The organism is Micromonospora sp. NPDC049580 (genome assembly GCF_040675595.1).
GTDB lineage: Bacteria > Actinomycetota > Actinomycetes > Mycobacteriales > Micromonosporaceae > Micromonospora.
Map to the genome: position 1 here is coordinate 1 of NZ_JBFAPG010000016.1, position 18027 is coordinate 18027.

Consider the following 18027-nt stretch of genomic DNA (forward strand, 5'->3'; position numbering starts at 1 on the left):
GATCGTCGGCGGCGGCGATCCAACCACCGGCACGGGCGCCACGCCGGGGCCGGTGACTTCCACCAGGCCTACCGCCACCGGGGAAGAGCCTGCGGTGTACGTCTGCGGCGACCGCTACGACCACCCGGGTTCAACTCCGGGAGGCATCCTCAGGGCCGAAGTGTCCTCGCTAACCAAGGTGAATGGCGACTCCGGCCCCGCGATAACGGTGACATTCGCCGCCGCACGGGCAGTCCATGTGGCCTCCAGTCCGCCATCGCTCCTTCAGGTGCTCTACCTGAAGGACGGCGTGATTGTCGGCGGAGGGCCGATGGTGAACCTGCCGGGGGACACCCGTGGCCAGGGCGTCGACGCGATCCGAGACGGGTTCGATCTCGCTCCCGGCACGCCTCACGAACAGCAGCTCGGTCCGCGAGAAACGTTGTGCCCGTCAGTGACCTGGTCTGAGATCTGGGCCACGCCGGACCGCTACGAGGTCGCGGTGGTGCTCGGCCCGGTCGAAGACCGCGGGAAGGAGCTGATTCTCGATGTTCCGCTCCCGCCCTCGGCCGCCGCGCTGGTGCTGAGAGCGGCACTGCCGGGCTGAACACGATGCTCTCCCCGCCCAGCCCGACTGCAGGGCCCTGCGGGGAGAGCGTCGATGCCCTCGGTCAGGGCGCGAGTGACATTCCGAGTATGTTGAAGATGGCCGGCGCCTCCGTCCACCTCATCTTCGTGCCGCCACCCTGGCTCACAACCCCGCGAGCCTGCCGGACGTTGGCACTCACGTTGAATACAAGTCCGCCGCTGTCACCGGGTCGGGCCGCCGTGGTGCCGTCGCGTTGCAGGCCCTCGACGCCGCCGTGGGTGATGCCATTGGATCCCACCCAGGTAAGCCAACTGGTGGTCACCTGGATGCCGCAGACGACACCGGAGGTGTAGCCGGTTTGGCAGACCCAGTCTCCGGCGTAGGAGAGAGCAGAACTGGTCACGTCGTTGACCGTGTAGTTGCCCGACTTTCCGTCCCACGTCCGGCTCGCCGTCGTTCCGGTGGACGAGGTGTCGATCGCCACTGCGTCGTAGTAGTCGGAACGGGTGGTCGTAACGCCTATCTTGTTACGTCCACCGCTCTCCCACCCCGTGTAGATCGTCACGCTGTTGGCGAAGCAGTGCCCGGCCGTGATGAGAAATGATCGTCCGTCGGACTTCCGCCGGGCGGGCAGGCCGGACGTGCAGTCGTATCCATCGCTCTGCGCCGTTCCCGACGCGCTCAGAGCCGCGCCGGAGATCCATTGCGGGGTGTCGCGCCGCCGCGAAGCGTCGGCCATCGCGGGAGCCGGCTCGACGACGGTAGGAACGCCGACGAGGTCGGCGGCGGGCCGCCGGGCGACGGCGGACGGCGTTAACGCGTTCGCGGCGCGTACGACATCCCGGGCGCGCACTCTCAGACCACTGCCGTCGGCGGGGACCGCCACGCTCTCGATCGACAGGTCCGTACGCTGCTGCTCGTCGATGAGTCGCTCACTCGCCGCCTTCAATTCGACGAGGGTGTGACGACCCTGCTCCAACTCGATCCGGTCGGCTTCGATGGCCGGATCGGTCTTCTTCACCGCGGTAAGGAATCCCTTCGCCGCGCCGAGATCCGTCAGATAAATTTTGACCGTTCCGGTCGTCCCGTCCAGCTCGAGACCGGAGAAGACCGCACTGTGAGACGAAGCCCCGACCGCAGTGGCCGCATCGGCGATCTGCCGCAACGGCTGCAGCAGAAGGCCCTGCTCGTTGGGTGGCAGGGCTGCGATCTGCTCGTTTGTCAACTGAGGCGGATCGGCCGCAGCTGGACTGCCCGACAAGGCAGTCATTGCTACTAAGGTCGCCGCGATGACGGCAGTCCCCCGTACAGTGGACATTCAATTCCTCCTCGAATCGCAATGGGAAGGCAGAGCTTATTGGACCGTGAAAGATCTCGATGCCCTGAAATGGCTGACCCGTACAAAAGACGAACTGCACCAACACGGGAACATCACACCAGGTGCCAACGCGGGCACACCGGCTCAGCTGGAGCGCCACCTCATCACGCATAGCAGTCCAGAGGCGAGTGGCTGAACAGACCGAGTGTGGCCTTCGGGGCCGCAGCGCCACGGCGACGGGCAACTATTGGTTCGTGGTGCTGGTGGTCGGCTGGAGGTGCGTGAGCAGGGTGCTCACCTCGGTGTGCAGGCGTCGCAGCTCCGCCGCCGTCGGGGCCAGCTCATAGCAGTGATGGTGCGCGGCGGTGGAGAGCGTCGCCCAGGCGAACGCCACCCGGCGGGCGGTTTCAGTGCCCGGCCCGAGTCGGCCGCGCAGCATCAACTGCTTGGCGCGGCCCTGCGGGCATACCGCCACGGCCGGCTTGACCCGCTGCCAGTAGCCGTCGATGCCGCCTTCCAGGGCGAGCCGGATCAGGCAGGCGCAGGCCCGCGGCCACCAACCGGCGCTCACCGCCGCGGCACCGAGCAGACCGGACCCGCGCAACAACTGGTCGGCTGCCGCCAGGCAGCGCTGCGGCGTCGGCGCGGTCACGACAGCGCCGCCGCGAGGAGGCGGGCGTCCGCGACCAGGCCGGGCAGGTCCGCCAGGTACGCACCGTGCACGCCCTCCCGGCACGCCTGGTACGCGTTCACCGCACGTCTTCCGTGCCGGCGGCCGAGCCAGCCGAGCACCTCGCCGCCCTTCTCGGCATCGTCGAACGCCGCCATCGCGACGATGGTGGCCAGCCGACGCGACGCGTCCACGATGGCCGCCTCGATGTCGGCGTGCGGAACACCCCGCACCACCCGGGTCCGCCAGACCGTCCGGTGGCAGACAGCCTCCACCGCCGAGCGGCACAGCTCAGCGACCACTGGCCCGCGCACCTCGGCGGGGATCTCCTCGTTCCGCGACAACGCGTACGCGTCGTCCAGGTAGCGGGTCACCGGGTCGGAGCCGGGCCGCAGCGTCACCACCGACTTCTCCGCCCGGGTCACCTCGATGATTCGCGCCTTGCCGATATCGAGCCGGCGCACCGCGTCCGGCAAGCGCGTGTCGTGGGTGAAGACCACCACCTGCCGCTGCTCGGCCAGCTCGGCGAGCACCCGGGCGAGCCCGTCCACCTTCGACGGGTCCATGCTCTGCACCGGGTCGTCGACCACGATGAACCGGAACGGGCTCTCCGGGGCGCAGCTACGCGGCAGGAAGGTCGCCAACCCGAGCGCCTGCATCTCACCCTGGCTCATCACCCCGAGGGCCGTGCCGTTGTCGGCGCCGTCCACGCTGACCGGGAAGACCACGCGCCGCCGGGTGTTCGCGCCTTCCAGCGTCATCGCACCCAACTCGACGTTGCTCTCCTGCCGCAGCTGCGCCCAGATCTGCTGGGAGTGCTCCGCGAACGGCGCGACCCGCTCGTTGCGGATCTGCGTACCGGCGTCCTTCAGCCACGCGCGCGCGGCCTTCAACCGGGTCAGGGTCGCCTCCCGCGCCGGCAGCCCGTCGGCGGCGGCCACCCACTCGCGCACGTCGGCCGCCGCGGCCCGCCAACCGGTGTCGCGCTGCCGCAGGAACCCTTCGGCGTACGCGCGGGCCGCGTCCGCCGCGGTCACCACCGCCGGGTACCGCGCCGCCAGGTGGTCGGCCAGTTCGGCCGGCTCCCCGGGTACGCGCCGCAGCGCGGCCACGGCGTCACGCAGCGCCCCGACCGTCGGCTCCGACCCGGGGCCCTCGGGCACCACGAGGTCGTCGATCAGGTGGTGCGCCTGCCGCAGCAGAGCCGTCAGCCGGGTCGTCGCCGTCTGGGCGGCGACGCTGCGCTGCCGAAGCTCGGTGAGCGACTGCGCGGCGGCGGTACGCCACCCGCCGTCCAGGGTGCCGGTGGCGCACACCGGGCACGACCCGTCGCCCTCGTCGTCGTGGTGTTCGAGGGCGAGGCGGAGCAGCTCGGCGGTGCGTAGCGCGGCCCGGGACCGGCCACCGTCGTAGCGCAGCGCCTCCGCCGCCGCCTCCCGCAGCTGGCCGGCCAGCCGGGTCACCTCGTCGACCGGCGGCGGGGCGAGGGCGGCGAGCTCCCGGCAGAGCAGCACCTCCCGGTCGGCGGTCGCCTCGTCCGGCTCGTCGAGGATCGCCGTCACCGCGCCGAGGTCGACCGCACCCCGGCCACGCAGCAGGGCGGCGGTCCGCCGAGCCCGGTCGTCGGCGATCCCCGCAAGCGCGTCGGCCAGGGCGGTGCGCTGTGCGCGTACCTCCTTGATGGTGGCGTCGCGCGGCCGCGCGGCGCGCAGCAGACGCTGGTCGGCGTCGGTGAGCGCGTCCAGGCCCAGGATCGCGAAGAGCGCGTCGAATAGCTGGCTCTGCGTGCCAGCGGCGAGCTTGCCCAGCTCGGCGGCGGTGAGGAACGGCCGGTACAGCTCCAGCGGGCGGGCCAGACCCAGCTCGGACAGGCCGGTGTGTCGACCCTGGGCGCTGGTGACGGTCACCTCGGCGTCGGCCAGCTCGGCCCCGACCGGCCACGCACGGTTCACCCGCGTGGGGGTGGCCACCCCGTCGACGCGCAGCTCGACGTCGACCCAGCACGGGTCCGGGCTGTGCAGGTTGCGCCACCCCGTACGCCAGACGCTTGTCTTGTCGGCCCACCGGGCGCTGTCACCGGTCAGGGCGAGTTCGACGGCCTCGGCGAAGCTGGACTTGCCGGAGCCGTTGCGTCCCACGACCAGGGTGAGGCCCGGACCGGGGTCGATTTGGAGGGTCCGTTCCGGGCCGACGCCGCGGAAGCCGGCGACGGTCACCGACTTCAGCCAGATCCGCTCCGCCGGACCGTCGTCGGTAGGGAGGCGGGTGTCGAGCCGGGTCGGGGTGCCGGCGAGGGCGGCGGTCAGGTCGTCCTCGCTGGTGAGGGCGGCGAGGACCAGCTCGGCGGTCTCGGTCGGCACGTCGTCAGCGGCGGCAAGTCGGTCGAAGATCAGCTCGATCAGGGGTGTGGTGGGCTGCGGAGGCTGGGTCATGGTCGTCTCCAGGCGTGTGGTGTCCGCGGGCCGACGGGTCGTCGGCCCGCCCGGGGTGAGCGGTGGAAGTTGGTGCTTCGGTCAGCGCGCGGGGCGCCACTCGCCGCAGTTCTCCGAGCTGAAGGCGTAGTCGGAGGCGCGGATGGTCACTTGGACCCGGCGGGCGCTGTTGGTGAAGTAGTTGTCGATCGTGTCGCCGGAGGCGTTCTGCCTCTCCCAGTAGCAGCCGTCGACGTCGGTGGTCACGTACGTGCCGGGCTTGATCTCCTTACCGACGCGGAACGTGCCCTCGCCAAAGATCCGACCCTGGGCTGCGAGGTCCACGTCGGCCTGCCCGCGCTTCACCGTCTCGCGCCACTTCTTCGCGTACGGGTAGGTGGGACAGAGTAGGAGGGCCGCGTTGATCTCCGGGATCTGCTCGCTGCTGGCGGCGTAGTCCGCCTCCAGGTACGTGTCCTCAGGGTCGACGGCGGCGCACATCTCGTACAGGGTCGTAATGTTGCCGTCCTCGTACTTGGACGTTTTCAGCGCGGCCTTCTCGGTATCGGTCACGGGATAGATCTCCGCCTGGGCGTCGCAGGCCGTCGGCTTCGCCGCCCACACCTCACTGAAGTCCGGCCGGCCGTCCTTGCCGGGCCGCACCGTGAGCAGCGCATCCCAGTCGTTGCCCGTGTCGCACTCGAGACTGACCGAGGGCTGCTGCGGGGTGTTCTTCGGGTCGTCGGGATAGGTGTCGCTGGAGTCGGGGATGCCGTCGCCGTCCCGGTCCGGCGACGGGGTCGCCGTCGGCGACGCGCTGGCAGACGCGGAGATGCTCGGGGAGGTCGTCGTCGGCGTGGCGGTGGGGCTCTGCTCATCACCGCAGCAGGCGAGCGTCATCGTCAGTAGGGCGGTGGTGAGCAGGGCGCCGCTGGTGCGGACGACTCGACGCAGGTAGAAGCTCCCAGCCGAGCAGTGGAGGGTGGCGTGCGGGTGGGGGAGGGCCATGGTCGTCTCCAGGGCGTGGGAGGGACAGCGGTGCGGCCGAGTGCGAACCGCGACGAAGAGCAACGAGTCAGTCCGAGAGGGTGATGATCATTTGGAGGCCGTCATCCGGGTGGTAGGTCCACGAGGCGCTCATGTCCTCCCACTCGCCGGACTGGCGTCCGTCCAGCGCACGCGTGCCTTCGATCTCCGCAATGACGGCGTCGGGCACTTCCAGCTCGGTCCAGTAGCACTGCAACTGCTCCAGCTTCAGGCCGGTTCGCTCCTTGCCGACGCTGCGCAGGGTGAGGGAGTTGCCGTCGTCGCCCAGCATCGCCCAGTCGTCCCTGCCGGCACCGCAGGCTTGTCGGGCCTCCTCCAACGGCGAATCGCGCTGCGTCAGGAAGAGGATGCTCGTGCCCGCGGCCAGCAGAATCGTCACGGCCGCCGCAACGACCAGGTAGCGACGTCTGCCGGTCAGCATCGTGCTCGCACTGGAGGCGTCACCCTCAGGGCTGCTGGCCGAGGCGCCAGCGGTCGGCTGGGGATCCTCGGGGCTCTCGTTCGGATCTGGAGCGGTCAGGTCGGTCATCACCGGGTTCCTCCTGTGAACAGGTTGGCTGTGAACAGCCGGGGCGGGCGTGGGCTGCCCGCCCCGGTCGGTGGGGGAGAGGTCAGCCCAAGGTGACGTCGACGCCGCCGGAGAACATCGAGTCGTGCAGCTCGAGCTTGGCGAGCTTGACGTTCTTCGGGATGTCGAAGACCACGACGCCGGTCACCTGGTTGCCGGGGTTGATGTCGTTGAGGAACGTCTCGGCGTTCTTGTTCGCGTAGATCGCCGCGCCGGTGTCCGCGGAGTACTCGGTGCCGTCGGCCGCGTACGCCTTCTGGCTGCTGCCGTCGAACATCTGGGCTTCCTTGCCGATGTTCTTCACGTTGACCGTGACCAGGCAGAACTGGCCCTGCGCCTTCGCGCCGAGCACGTCGCTGCCGATCTTGGCCACGCCGCACTTGGACGACTTGACCGTGAACTCGAACTTCCCGTCGCGGGCCGGCTGACCGATCTTCGCGGTCTTCGCCGGCTTCTCCTCGGCCTTGGCACCGCCTTCGTCGCCGCTGGAGCTGCTCGCCTGGGTGTCGCTGCTGGAGTCGCTCGCCTTGTCGGCGGCACCGGCGCCGCAGCCCAGGGCGATGAGGCCGGTGGCGAGCAGAGCGAGAGTGGTGGTCTTGCGCATCGTTGTCCTCCTGAAGTGAGCGTTGCGGGGTCAATGAGAGCATCGTCCGACAACACTGTCAACAGACAATCTCGTGCTTGACAGATGTGCGAGACTTTCGGCGTGCAGGAGAACCCGACCATCACGGCAGCGGAGATCGCCCGGCTCGCCGGCGTCGGTCGCGCTGCGGTCAGCAACTGGCGTAAACGGCACCCCGACTTCCCCGCCCCGGTGGGCGGGACGACGGCGAGCCCGGAGTTCGACCTGATCCAGGTCGAGCAGTGGTTACGCACTCAGGGCAAGCTCCCCGAGCTCGCCACCGCCGACCGGCTCTGGCGACACCTCGCCGCGGCCAGCGACTCCCCGGCCGCCGGCCTCGCCGCCGTCGGCGCTTTCCTGCTGGCCCGTCAGCGCGGCTCCCGCAGCGGCAACCCCGACGCGCAGCTAGCACCGCTACTGCCCGACGTCGACGCCCTCGCCGACGAGCTGGGCCCGCAGGGCGCGTTCGACGAGCTGTGGCAGCGGTTCTCCGCACCCGGGCCCGGCCGCCCCTTCGCCACCCCCGACGACCTCGCCGACCTGATGATCGGGCTCGCCAGCGTCGGCGGCGGCTCAGTCCTGGACCCGGCCGCCGGCTCCGGTGCCATCCTGCGAGCTGCCGTCCGCGCCGGCAGCACCTCCGTGTACGGGCAGGAACTCGACGAGGATCTGGCAAAACTCGCCGGCCTGTGGTTGGCGCTGCACGACGTACCCGGGGAAGTCTGCGCCGGCGACACCCTGCGCGCCGACGCCTTCGCCGGCCGCGCCGTCGACGCCGTCGTCTGCCACCCACCGTTCGGCGCCACCAATTGGGGCGACGAGGAACTCGGCCACGACCCCCGCTGGATCGTCGGCACCACACCCCGTACCGAACCCGAACTGGCCTGGGCACAGCACGCCCTGGCCCACCTGCGGGTCGGCGGGCACGCGGTCCTGCTGATGCCACCTACCGTCGCCAGCCGCCGCGCCGGCAAACGCATCCGCGGCGAGCTGCTGCGCCGAGGCCACCTGCGCGCCGTCATCGCGCTTCCGCCGGGGGTGGCGGCACCGCACGGCGTACCGCTGCATTTGTGGGTGCTGCGACGCGCTGCGACGGACGCGCCGCCACCGGCGCGGGCGCTGCTGATCGACGCGGCCAGTTGCGACTTGGCCGATATTGCCCCGCGCGTGCTGGCCGCGTGGCGGGCCTTCGCCGCCGCCCCGGACTCCGATGTCGAGGAGGCCGGGTTCGCCCGTGCGGTCCCGGTCATCGAGCTGCTCGACGAGGAGGTCGACCTCACTCCCGCGCGCCGGCAACCGGCCGTCGTGGGCGAGGCTTCCGGAGAGCATCTGGTACGCACCAGAGAACGATTGGCCGCCATCGTCGGTGAGCTGCCGGCGTTGCTACCGCAGGTCACGCCGGCGCCCGACGGGCCGGACGGCCTCTTCCTCACCGTGGGGGAGTTGGCGAAGACCGGGGCTCTGCAACTGATTGGGCCGGTCCGCGCCGGCACCTCCACGCCGGCACCCGGCGGGCCGCCGGTGATCACCGTTCAGGACGTGCTCGCCGGGGTGGCGGCGTCCGGGCGGATCGACGACCGCTTCGGGCAGGAGATCCGCCTCGCTGTGGGGGACGTGGTGGTGCCGGTGATCGCGCGGCAGCTCATCCCTCGGGTGATCACTGAAGAGGGGGCGTTGTTGGGGCGCAACCTCTACCTGTTGCGACCCAACCCGACCGCGCTGGATCCGTGGTTTCTGGCTGGCCAGCTGCGCACGTCGGCGAACGAGAAGCAGACGTCGAGTCTGTCGAGCACCATGCGGTTCGACATTCGACGGGCGCAGATGCGGCGGCTGTCGGTCGACGAGCAGCGGGTGCACGGAAATGCGTTCCGACGTCTCGACGCGTTCGAGTCGGCGATCCGGCAGGCCGCGTTGCTGGGTGCTGAGCTGGCACAACTCACTGCGGACGGCCTGGCGCGCGGCTCGATCCGCCCGGACGACCCGCAGTGATCTCAGACCTCGACGATGGGCCAGTCGTCGCCGAGCACCTTGCGCACCTGATCAGCCCGAGACGTGATGAGGCCGGCAGCACTGCTGATCGCGAGGAACGCCGCGTGGCCGGCACCGAGGCGGCCGGTCTGCCGGGCCATGCCCCCGATCACCGGACAGTCGTCGGCCCGGTCGACGTGCAGGGCCGGCGTAAGAACCTGGACGGCCGGGTTGCGACGCAGCATCGCCAGGTACTCGTGCTCGGTGTGGTCGAGCAGGCTGTACGCCTCGAGCAGGCAGACCAGCGGTACGGCAACAGTCGCATCGGCGTCCGCCGCCGCCACCATCGCCTCACCGACGGCCTCGACGCCCTGGGCGTACGCCATCAGGGCACCGGTGTCGAGCACGTAGACCGGTGCGCTCACGCCGCACTCGGCCGGTCGAAGTCGGCGCGGACCTCGTCGACCGGACGCTCCAGCAGCTCTGCCACCCGGGCGATCGCCGCCTCGCGCATCTCCGGTGTCACCTGGCGGGCGGCCAGCCGTCGCGCCGCGCCCTCCGGGTCGTACGGAAACTCGCCGTGCCCGGCCGTCCGCAGAGCGGCCCGCATGTCGTCGGATATCCGACGGCGGCGCAGCGCCTCAGTGACATACGCGGAAACCTGGCGGGCCGGGAGGGCATCCAGCTGCTCGGCCACGTCATCAGGGACGGAGATCGTCACACGCCGACTCATACTCGCGAGCCTAGCGAAGTATGAATCCTCCGTCAGCGACGACCCGCTGACACTCGGTTGATCATCTCCGCCGAGTGGGGGACCCCGACAACGCCGGCCAGCAGCAATACTCCTGACTTAAGGCAATCGAAAGGAACCTGGTGAGTACCAAGCACCAAGAGCTCGCGAACTTGATCTGGGATGTGGCCGAGCTGCTCCGCGGGGACTACAAGCGGTCCGAGTACGGCCGGGTGATCCTCCCGCTGACCGTGCTGCGTCGGCTCGACTGGGTGCTGGAGCCGACGAAGGATGCGGTGCTCACGCGGCACGCGCAACTCAAGGAGTTGGGCGTCCAGAACATGGACCCGGTGCTGCGCAAGACCGCCGGGCTGTCGTTCTACAACACCAGCGAGTTGTCCTTCCGCAAGCTGCTCGGCGACCAGGACCACGTCGCCCTCAACCTGCGCGCCTACATCGGCGGCTTCTCGCCCGGCGCGGTTGACGTGCTGGAGAAGTACGGCTTCGACGCCCAGATCAGCCGGCTCGCCGAGGCCGGGCTGCTCTATCAGGTGGTCGCCAAGTTCGTTGACGTCGACCTACGCCCACAGGTCGTTTCCAACCACCAGATGGGTTACATCTTCGAGGACCTGGTCCGCCGCTTCTCGGAGGCTGGCAACGAGACCGCCGGTGAGCACTTCACCCCGCGTGAGGTCATCAAACTGATGGTCAACCTGTTGCTCGCCCCTGACGAGGACGACCTCGTCACCCCTGGCATCGTCCGCAAGGTCTACGACCCGGCCTGCGGCACGGGCGGCATGCTCAGCGAGGCCCAGGACCACATTCAGGAGCACAACCCGCACGCCACCGTCGAGGTGTACGGGCAGGAACTCAACGGCGAGACGTACGCGATCTGCCGCTCCGACATGATGCTCAAGGGCGGCGACCCGACGAAGATCGCCTTCGGCAACTCCTTCAGCCAGGACGGCCACGAGGGAGAGCGCTTCGACTACATGCTTGCCAACCCGCCCTTCGGCGTGGAGTGGAAGAAGGTTGAGGCGTTCATCAAGGCCGAGCACGCCCGCGGCCACGCTGGCCGGTTCGGCGCCGGGCTGCCCCGGATCAACGATGGTTCGCTGCTCTTCCTTCAGCACATGATTTCGAAGATGAAACGGCGCGAAGACGGCGGAAGCCGGCTGGCTATCGTCTTCAACGGGTCGCCGCTCTTCACGGGCGCCGCCGGGTCGGGGGAGTCGGAGATCCGGCGCTGGATCCTGGAGAACGACCTGTTGGAGGGCGTCGTCGCGCTGCCCGACCAGCTCTTCTACAACACCGGCATCTCTACGTACTTCTGGATCCTCACCAACCGCAAGGAAGCGGCCCGCCGCCGTAAGGTCGTGTTGCTCGACGGCCGCGACTACTGGTCCAAGATGCGCAAGAGCCTCGGCGACAAGCGCAAGATGCTCACCGACGAGCACATCGCCGAGCTGACCCGGGCGTACGTTGACGCGCTGTCCATCGCAGACGACCCGGAGCACCCGCAGCACGCCAAGGTGAAGGTCTTCAGGACTACCGACTTCGGCTACCAGCGGATCACCGTCGAGCGCCCGCTGCGACTGAGCTTCGAGGTTACCGAGGAGACGGTCGCGCTGCTCGCGGAGGCGCGGGCGGTACTCAAGTACGCCGAGCGCGAGTCGCTGCTGGCGGCGGCGAAGTCGCTGATCGGTACGTCGTCCGGGACGCGGGCCGAGTTCGCGATGAGGCTGAACGGGCTGGGGAAGCTGCCGGCGGCGGTGGAGAAGGCGGTGTGGGAGGCGTTCTCGGTCAGCGACCCGGAGGGCGAGGTGCAGACCGACCGCAAGGGCGAGGCGCTGCCTGACCCCGGCCTACGAGACAACGAGAACGTGCCACTCAACGCGAACATCCACGACTACGTCGAGCGCGAGGTATTGTCCCACGTCTCAGACGCCTGGATCGACGATTCAAAGACCAAGATCGGGTACGAGATTCCCTTCACCCGTCAGTTTTACGTCTATAGCCCGCCGCGTCCTTTGTCCGAGATCGATGCCGAGATTAGGGCGCTGGAAACCGAAATCCAGGCACTGCTCGGCGAGGTGACGAGATGAGACTCAAAGACGTAGTTCGGATAAATCGCACGTCCTTGCCTGAGACGACTGACCCGAACTATAGCTTCAGGTATATCGATATTTCGGCGGTCGATGGGCTTGGCAATGTGACAGTGCCTGAATCTGTCACTACCTTCAGCGCGGCTCCGTCCCGTGCTCGTCGGCTCGGGCCCTCGGGTGCCACCGTCGTATCGACGGTGCGCACCTACCTCCGCGCAATCGGCCGAGTTCCTGCAGTTAATGACTCCCTCGTGTTCTCGACCGGTTTTGCGGTGCTAGAGGCTGGCCCACGGGTCGACGCTGGTTACCTGTTTTACCTCTGCCGATCTGAGCCGTTCGTTCAAGATGTGGTAGCGCGGTCTGTGGGGGTGAGTTATCCCGCAATCAACCCGAGTGACCTTGGCAGCTTCCGGATGGATCTGCCTGCTTTAGAGGAGCAGCGCCGCATAGCCAATTTCCTCGACGATCAAGTCGAGCGGTTCAGGCGTCTGATGGCTGCTCTTGCGTCTGCAGAGGCCCTCGCTTCGGAGTCGCGAGTAGCAATCATGAATAGGGCATGGGAGGCGGAGGCTCCCACGGTCCGTCTGGGTTACTACCTCGCGCTTGCTACGAGTGGCTCACGCTCCTGGTCGGACCACGTGCGAGACGAAGGAGCGATCTTTTTCCGCAGCGCCAACCTGCGACGAGATGGAATCCGCCCGAACCTATCTCATCTCGTGCGTGTGCAACCTCCGCTCCGTGCGTCTGCTGAAGCTAGCCGGGCCCGAATCCGGCCTGGTGACGTCCTGGTCGGCATCACGGGAGCGAACACGGGGTGGGTTTCGCTTGCAGAAGGTTCGCTCTCAGACGCCTATGTTAGCCAGCACGTCTGCCTTATCCGCCCAGTGCCCGAAATTTCGTCGCGCTGGCTCGCCTATGTGATGAGTTCATCGCGAGTCCAGCAAGAACTGCTTGCGAGCCAGTATGGCGGGACGAAAACACAACTCTCTCTACCTGATATTCGCAACATTCGCGTTCCAAAATATCCGACTAGCGTTCAGCGCGCCCTGGCCCAGCAAGCTTCGGCACAACTTTCGGCCCTTGAAAGACAGAGGGAGCTCCGCGGTCGCCAGCGCACTCTGCTTGCTGAGAGGCTGGCTGCGCTGATCACCAAGGCCGTCACCAGTCAGCTCGACGTAGCAACCGCGCGAGGGGTGGACGCATGAGTCTGGTGCATCAGGAACACTCTTTTGAGGCGGCCATCGAGCATGCATTGCTTGGCTCAAGGTGGCTACGCGGCCTATCGAACAATTACGACCGGCAGGTGGGGTTGGATACGGCCGAGTTGTTTGCGTTCGTCGGTGAGACGCAGCCGGATGGGTGGGCGAAGCTGCTTGAGTACCACGGGAACGACCCCGACGTGGCGCAGCGGGGCTTCGCTCAGTACCTCGCCAAGCAGATCGACGAACGTGGCCCGCTCGACGTCCTCCGCCGAGGCGTCAAGGACAAGGGCGTCTTGATTCGACTCGCCTACTTCAAGCCCGCCCACGCCATCACCGACGACGCGCTCAAGCTCTACCGTGCCAACCGCCTCACCGTCACCCGCCAGCTCGCCTACTCGACGAGCAACAACAACACCCTCGACCTGGTTCTCTTCGTCAACGGCATCCCCCTCGCCACGGCCGAGCTGAAGAACCCGCTCACCGGCCAGACCGTCGAGGACGCCAAGGAGCAGTACCGCGAGACGCGCGACCCGAAGGAACTGCTCTTCGCGCGGCGTACCCTCGTGCATTTTGCCGTGGACCCCGACCTGGTCTTCGTCACGACGAAGCTGGCCGGTGACAAGACTCGGTTCCTGCCCTTCAACACCGGGTCCGACGGGCCGGGCGTCTCCGGTGGCGCCGGCAACCCGCCGGCGGGACCGTCGGGCTATCGCAGCTCCTACCTGTGGGAGCAGATTTGGCACCCGGACACCTGGATGGACCTGGTCCGGCGGTTCCTGCACACCGACAAGGAATCGAAGGCGCTGATTTTCCCGCGCTACCACCAGTGGCACGCGGTCACCCAGCTCACCGACCATGCAGCCCGTAACGGCTCCGGCCACAACTACCTGGTGATGCACTCGGCCGGGTCGGGCAAGTCGAACACCATCGCCTGGCTGGCGCACCGGCTCTCCAGCCTGCACACCGCGCCGACCCTCGACGAGGACGCCCGGGCCAAGGCACTGCGCCCCAATGAGCCGGTCTTCGACAAGGTCATCATCATCACCGACCGGGTAGTGCTGGACCGGCAGTTGCAGGACACGGTCTTCCAGTTCGAGCACGTACCGGGCGTTGTGCAGCGGATCGACAAGGACTCCGCCCAACTCGCCGCCGCCCTCCAGGGCGAGACGGCGAAGGTCGTCATCACCACCATGCAGAAGTTCCCCTACATTCTCGACAAGGTGCAGGGGCTCCGCGGTAAGCGGTTCGCGGTCATCGTCGACGAGGCGCACTCGTCGCAGTCCGGTGATTCGGCCGCCGCGTTAAAGAAGGTGTTGCTGAAGCTCGGCAGCGACGACGTCGACGAGTCGGGTGACCTGCTCACCGCGTCGGCGCTGGCCCGCGGCCGGCACGAAACGCTGTCGTACTTCGCGTTCACCGCCACGCCGAAGCCGAAGACCCTGGAGCTGTTCGGCACGCCGCACCCGGTTACCGGCAACCCGCAGCCGTTCCACACGTACTCGATGCGGCAGGCCATCGACGAGGGCTTCATCCTCGACGTGCTGCGCAACTACGTGACCTACAAGTCGTACTGGAAGCTGGCCAACGCCAACCCCAACGACCCGGAGGTCGACCCGAAGAAGGCCGGCGCTCAGCTCGCCCGCTTCGCCAGCCTGCACCCCACCATGCAGGCCCAGAAGGCGGAGATCGTCGTCGAGCACTTCCGCAAGCACACGGCGCAGCGCCTCGGCGGTCGCGCCAAGGCCCTGGTGGTCACCGGCTCCCGCGAGGGGGCCGTCCGCCTGCACACCGCCATCAACAAGTACGTCGAGATGCAGGGCTACGTCGGCTGCGACTCCCTGGTCGCCTTCTCTGGTGACCTGGAGGTCGACGGCGTCGAGCACACCGAGGCGCGGAGCAACGGGTTCAGCGATGGCGAGCTGCCCGAGCGGTTCGCCTACACCGCCGTCGACGACAAGTACGCCGGCACGCCGAAGGCCAAGCAGCCCACCGAGTACCGGATCCTGGTCGTGGCCGAGAAGTACCAGACCGGCTTCGACCAGCCGCTGCTCACCACGATGTACGTCGACAAGCTGCTCAAGAACGTCGCCGCCGTGCAGACCCTGTCCCGGCTCAACCGCACGCACCCGCTCAAGGCCCAGGGTGACGTCTTCGTCCTCGACTTCGTCAACGAGGCCGGCGACATCGCCGAGCAGTTCAAGCCGTACTTCGAGACCGCCGCCACCACCCCCACCGACCCCAACCTGCTCTACACCGCGCAGAACGCGGTGACCGGCTACCCGGTGCTGGTCGACTCGGAGATGCAGGCGTACGCCGACGCCTTGCTCGCCGCCGAGCAGAAGGCAACCACCGACACCGCCCTCCAACGGGCACACGCTGCTCTGTACCGCTTCACCGAGCCGGCCGTCCAGCGCTTCAACGCCCTGGCCGCCGACGACCCGGAGGCCGCCGACACCTTCCGGTCCGCGCTGCGCGACTACACCCGGATGTACGCATTCCTCAGCCAGGTCGTGCCCTACCACGACGAGGATCTGGAACGGCTCTACCTGTACGGGCGGGCGCTGCTCAACCGGTTGCCCCGCCGGCAGGACCCGTCCGTCGACATCGGCGAGGTGGAGCTGACCCACCTGCGGGTCAGCAAGACCGGCGAACACGACGCGTCGCTGTCGCCCGAGGGCGAGCAAATGCTCCCCGGCTTCCTCGGTGGGGGAGCGGGCAAGCAGCATGACCTGGAAAAGGTCGTGTTGTCGGAGCTGATCGACGCGTTCAACGACCGGTTCGGCATCGGGCTGGGCGAGGCCGACAAGGTGTGGGTCGAGCAGCAGATTGTTGCCCTGGCCGAGGACGGCACCCTCGAAGCCGCTGCGATGGTCAACGACGAGAGCAACTTCGGTGTGGTCTGCGACAAGCGCATCGAGGACGTGATCCTGTCCCGCCACGACGACAACGGCAAGCTGATGCAGCGCTACCTGGACGACGAGAGCCTGCGCTCGCAGCTCAACCAGTTCGCACGCCGACAGGCGTACCAGATGATTCGCAGCCGCAAGGGCATCGCCTGACCTTCCACCCTCGCCGAAAGGAGGACGGTTGTCTCCGTCCGATAACCGCTTTCCGCCTCAGAACCATAGGTAGGGCGAACTGTACGGTGACGAATCCGAGCTACATCGATGGTTGCTGCAATGAGACGCGACATGCGTTGGGGGCTTGATGCGGGCGCAGGAGCGTGTCGCTGAACGGTACGAACTGACGTACCCGGTCGGCCACGGCGGTATGGGCGAGGTCTGGGCCGGCTTCGACGAGAAGCTCGACCGGCCGGTCGCCATCAAGTTCCTCCGCAAGCTCTCCATCCCAGAGAGCGAGCGGGAGAACGCGGTCGAACGCTTCATCCGGGAAGCGCGAGTCACCGCCCGCCTCGACCATCCGGGCGTGCCCAGCGTTCATGACGTCGGGGTTCAGGGCGACGACATCTACATCGTCATGCAGCTGGTGCCGGGCTTACTCGTCGCTGATCTCATTGCCGAGCGGGGATGGCTCTCCGTGCCGTGGGCGGCGGCGATCGGTGCGCAGATCTGCTCCGTGCTGGCGGCGGCCCACGCCGCCTCGCTGGTGCACCGCGACCTCAAGCCGCAGAACCTCATGCTCACGCCGACCGGCGCGGTCAAGGTCCTCGACTTCGGCGTGGCCGCGCTCCTCGGGCCGGCTGACGTTCCGCGACTGACCGCCACCGGGCACACCCTCGGCACGCCTACATACATGGCACCCGAGCAGGCGTTGAGCAGCACGGTGGGTCCGAGAGCAGATCTGTACGCGCTCGGCTGTGTGCTGTTCGAGCTGCTGACCGGCAACCCGCCTTACCGGTCCGACAATCCGCTCGGCATGCTGCACCGGCACATGAATGACCCGGTGCCCTCCGTTGCGGACCACCGCGGGGGCGTGCCCGAAGAGCTGGTGCGGCTCGTCGCGCAACTACTCGCCAAAGACCCGCAGCACCGTCCGGGATCAGCCACGGAGGTGTATGAGCTACTGGCTCCCCTCGGGGCAGTCGAGCGTGAGCTGGCCGCCGACCTGGCGCTGACCGTCGCGGGCGGTGAACCGGTGGACCCCACGATGCCGTACCGGTACCCGTTTGGGCCGTTGCCGCCACGTGTGCCACTGGCACCCACCAGGGTGGACGTCGTGCGGCCCCGCAACGCTCCGGAGGTCGTCGAGGCTCTCTCCATCGATGAGCTAAGTGAGGTCGCGGAGCGGGCCTGGGACCTGGCCGAGGAGGAGCGGTTCACCCAGGCCGCCGAGCTGCTGGAGACGGCCCTGCGGCCGGTCAGGAAGGGGCACGGCGCCAGGCAGCCGAGGATCCTGGAGCTGCGGCTCCACCTGGCCAACCTGTACGTCCTCGCCGGCGCGTTCCGGCAGGCCCTGCCAGAGTTCCAGCGACTCATTCCGGACCTGGCGACCCGCCCGGTGCCCGACCAGGAGCTGATCTGGCAGTGCCGGCAGCAGGCTGCGGTGTGCCAGGCGGAGTTGGGCGAGGCGACCACAGCCTTGGACGAGCTGCGTTCGCTGCTCGCCGAAGAGCAGCGTGCGCTGTCGCCTGAGTCGCCTGAGCTGTTTTCACTGCGGCAGCAGGTCGCCATGCTCGCTGCTGGGGTCGGTGACGTGACCGGGGCTCGGCGCCACCTCACGGATTTGCTTCGAGACGTCAACGCGCTGTATGGGTCGCAGTCGCCAGCGGCGGTGGAAATCGAGACATTGCTGGTGCACCTCGATCGACTCGGCGAGAACGCGACCGATGAGACGAACCGACGGCGTGAGGGGCGATGA

15 protein-coding genes are annotated in these 18027 nt (G+C 68.2%); 7 read left to right on the forward strand and 8 right to left on the reverse strand.

Annotated elements, in window-relative coordinates; translation table 11 throughout:
- A partial coding sequence (locus tag AB0J68_RS02775; RefSeq protein WP_363935677.1) for a hypothetical protein occupies window positions 1–586 on the forward strand: 586 nt, incomplete at its 5' end.
- A 64-nt stretch (window positions 587–650) separates the two neighbouring features.
- Here the strand turns inward: AB0J68_RS02775 and AB0J68_RS02780 are convergent.
- Complete coding sequence (locus tag AB0J68_RS02780) at window positions 651–1838, reverse strand: hypothetical protein (protein ID WP_363935680.1); 1188 nt, start codon at window positions 1836–1838, stop codon at window positions 651–653.
- A 19-nt stretch (window positions 1839–1857) separates the two neighbouring features.
- Here AB0J68_RS02780 and AB0J68_RS02785 point away from each other — a divergent pair, with 19 nt between their 5' ends.
- Complete coding sequence (locus AB0J68_RS02785; protein ID WP_363935682.1) at window positions 1858–2082, forward strand: hypothetical protein; 225 nt, start codon at window positions 1858–1860, stop codon at window positions 2080–2082.
- Between the two features lie 48 nt (window positions 2083–2130).
- Here AB0J68_RS02785 and AB0J68_RS02790 read toward each other — a convergent pair whose 3' ends face one another.
- The 5 genes from AB0J68_RS02790 to AB0J68_RS02810 form a co-directional block, all read right to left on the reverse strand.
- Window positions 2131–2538 carry a hypothetical protein gene (locus AB0J68_RS02790; RefSeq protein ID WP_363935684.1) on the reverse strand — a complete coding sequence of 136 codons (408 nt, stop codon included), beginning with the start codon at window positions 2536–2538 and terminating at the stop codon, window positions 2131–2133.
- Entirely contained in the window at window positions 2535–4988 is a 2454-nt protein-coding gene (locus tag AB0J68_RS02795; RefSeq protein WP_363935687.1) for an AAA family ATPase, read from the reverse strand. Before AB0J68_RS02795 ends, AB0J68_RS02790 begins: the two co-directional genes overlap by 4 nt.
- An 81-nt stretch (window positions 4989–5069) precedes the next feature.
- Window positions 5070–5975: a hypothetical protein gene (locus AB0J68_RS02800; RefSeq protein ID WP_363935690.1), complete on the reverse strand. Its 906-nt coding sequence runs from the start codon at window positions 5973–5975 to the stop codon at window positions 5070–5072.
- 67 nt (window positions 5976–6042) lie between these two features.
- Entirely contained in the window at window positions 6043–6543 is a 501-nt protein-coding gene (locus AB0J68_RS02805) for a hypothetical protein (protein ID WP_363935693.1), read from the reverse strand.
- An 82-nt stretch (window positions 6544–6625) separates the two neighbouring features.
- Complete coding sequence (locus tag AB0J68_RS02810) at window positions 6626–7186, reverse strand: DUF4352 domain-containing protein (protein ID WP_363935696.1); 561 nt, start codon at window positions 7184–7186, stop codon at window positions 6626–6628.
- A gap of 102 nt (window positions 7187–7288) precedes the next feature.
- On the opposite strand from AB0J68_RS02810, the gene AB0J68_RS02815 reads away from it, so the two are divergent.
- Window positions 7289–9193: an N-6 DNA methylase gene (locus tag AB0J68_RS02815; RefSeq protein WP_363935698.1), complete on the forward strand. Its 1905-nt coding sequence runs from the start codon at window positions 7289–7291 to the stop codon at window positions 9191–9193.
- Window positions 9194–9195: 2 nt separating this feature from the next.
- Here the strand turns inward: AB0J68_RS02815 and AB0J68_RS02820 are convergent, their stop codons facing one another.
- Window positions 9196–9597 (reverse strand): hypothetical protein, encoded by a 402-nt coding sequence (locus AB0J68_RS02820; RefSeq protein WP_363935701.1) that lies wholly within the window; start codon window positions 9595–9597, stop codon window positions 9196–9198.
- The gene (locus tag AB0J68_RS02825; protein ID WP_355138656.1) at window positions 9594–9905 is read right to left on the reverse strand and encodes a hypothetical protein; all 312 of its coding nucleotides are present in this window, start codon (window positions 9903–9905) and stop codon (window positions 9594–9596) included. The genes AB0J68_RS02820 and AB0J68_RS02825 overlap by 4 nt, the downstream gene beginning before the upstream one ends.
- Window positions 9906–10045: 140 nt before the next feature.
- On the opposite strand from AB0J68_RS02825, the gene AB0J68_RS02830 reads away from it, so the two are divergent.
- From AB0J68_RS02830 to AB0J68_RS02845, 4 genes are all read left to right on the forward strand, one after another.
- Window positions 10046–12007 carry a class I SAM-dependent DNA methyltransferase gene (locus AB0J68_RS02830; RefSeq protein WP_363935704.1) on the forward strand — a complete coding sequence of 654 codons (1962 nt, stop codon included), beginning with the start codon at window positions 10046–10048 and terminating at the stop codon, window positions 12005–12007.
- Window positions 12004–13212 (forward strand): restriction endonuclease subunit S, encoded by a 1209-nt coding sequence (locus AB0J68_RS02835; RefSeq protein WP_363935707.1) that lies wholly within the window; start codon window positions 12004–12006, stop codon window positions 13210–13212. The genes AB0J68_RS02830 and AB0J68_RS02835 overlap by 4 nt, the downstream gene beginning before the upstream one ends.
- Window positions 13213–13310: 98 nt before the next feature.
- Window positions 13311–16268: a type I restriction endonuclease gene (locus AB0J68_RS02840; RefSeq protein ID WP_363935713.1), complete on the forward strand. Its 2958-nt coding sequence runs from the start codon at window positions 13311–13313 to the stop codon at window positions 16266–16268.
- A gap of 148 nt (window positions 16269–16416) precedes the next feature.
- Window positions 16417–18027 carry a protein kinase gene (locus AB0J68_RS02845; RefSeq protein ID WP_363935715.1) on the forward strand — a complete coding sequence of 537 codons (1611 nt, stop codon included), beginning with the start codon at window positions 16417–16419 and terminating at the stop codon, window positions 18025–18027.

Excerpts from the sequence above, each read along its gene's own strand:
- AB0J68_RS02805 (WP_363935693.1), bottom strand. The coding sequence starts at position 6,543 with ATGACCGACCTGACCGCTCCAGATCCGAACGAGAGCCCCGAGGATCCC.
- AB0J68_RS02795 (WP_363935687.1), bottom strand. The coding sequence starts at position 4,988 with ATGACCCAGCCTCCGCAGCCCACCACACCCCTGATCGAGCTGATCTTC.
- AB0J68_RS02800 (WP_363935690.1), bottom strand. The coding sequence starts at position 5,975 with ATGGCCCTCCCCCACCCGCACGCCACCCTCCACTGCTCGGCTGGGAGC.
- AB0J68_RS02785 (WP_363935682.1), top strand. The coding sequence starts at position 1,858 with ATGACGGCAGTCCCCCGTACAGTGGACATTCAATTCCTCCTCGAATCG.
- AB0J68_RS02845 (WP_363935715.1), top strand. The coding sequence starts at position 16,417 with ATGCGGGCGCAGGAGCGTGTCGCTGAACGGTACGAACTGACGTACCCG.
- AB0J68_RS02835 (WP_363935707.1), top strand. The coding sequence starts at position 12,004 with ATGAGACTCAAAGACGTAGTTCGGATAAATCGCACGTCCTTGCCTGAG.
- AB0J68_RS02825 (WP_355138656.1), bottom strand. The coding sequence starts at position 9,905 with ATGAGTCGGCGTGTGACGATCTCCGTCCCTGATGACGTGGCCGAGCAG.
- AB0J68_RS02780 (WP_363935680.1), bottom strand. The coding sequence starts at position 1,838 with ATGACTGCCTTGTCGGGCAGTCCAGCTGCGGCCGATCCGCCTCAGTTG.
- AB0J68_RS02810 (WP_363935696.1), bottom strand. The coding sequence starts at position 7,186 with ATGCGCAAGACCACCACTCTCGCTCTGCTCGCCACCGGCCTCATCGCC.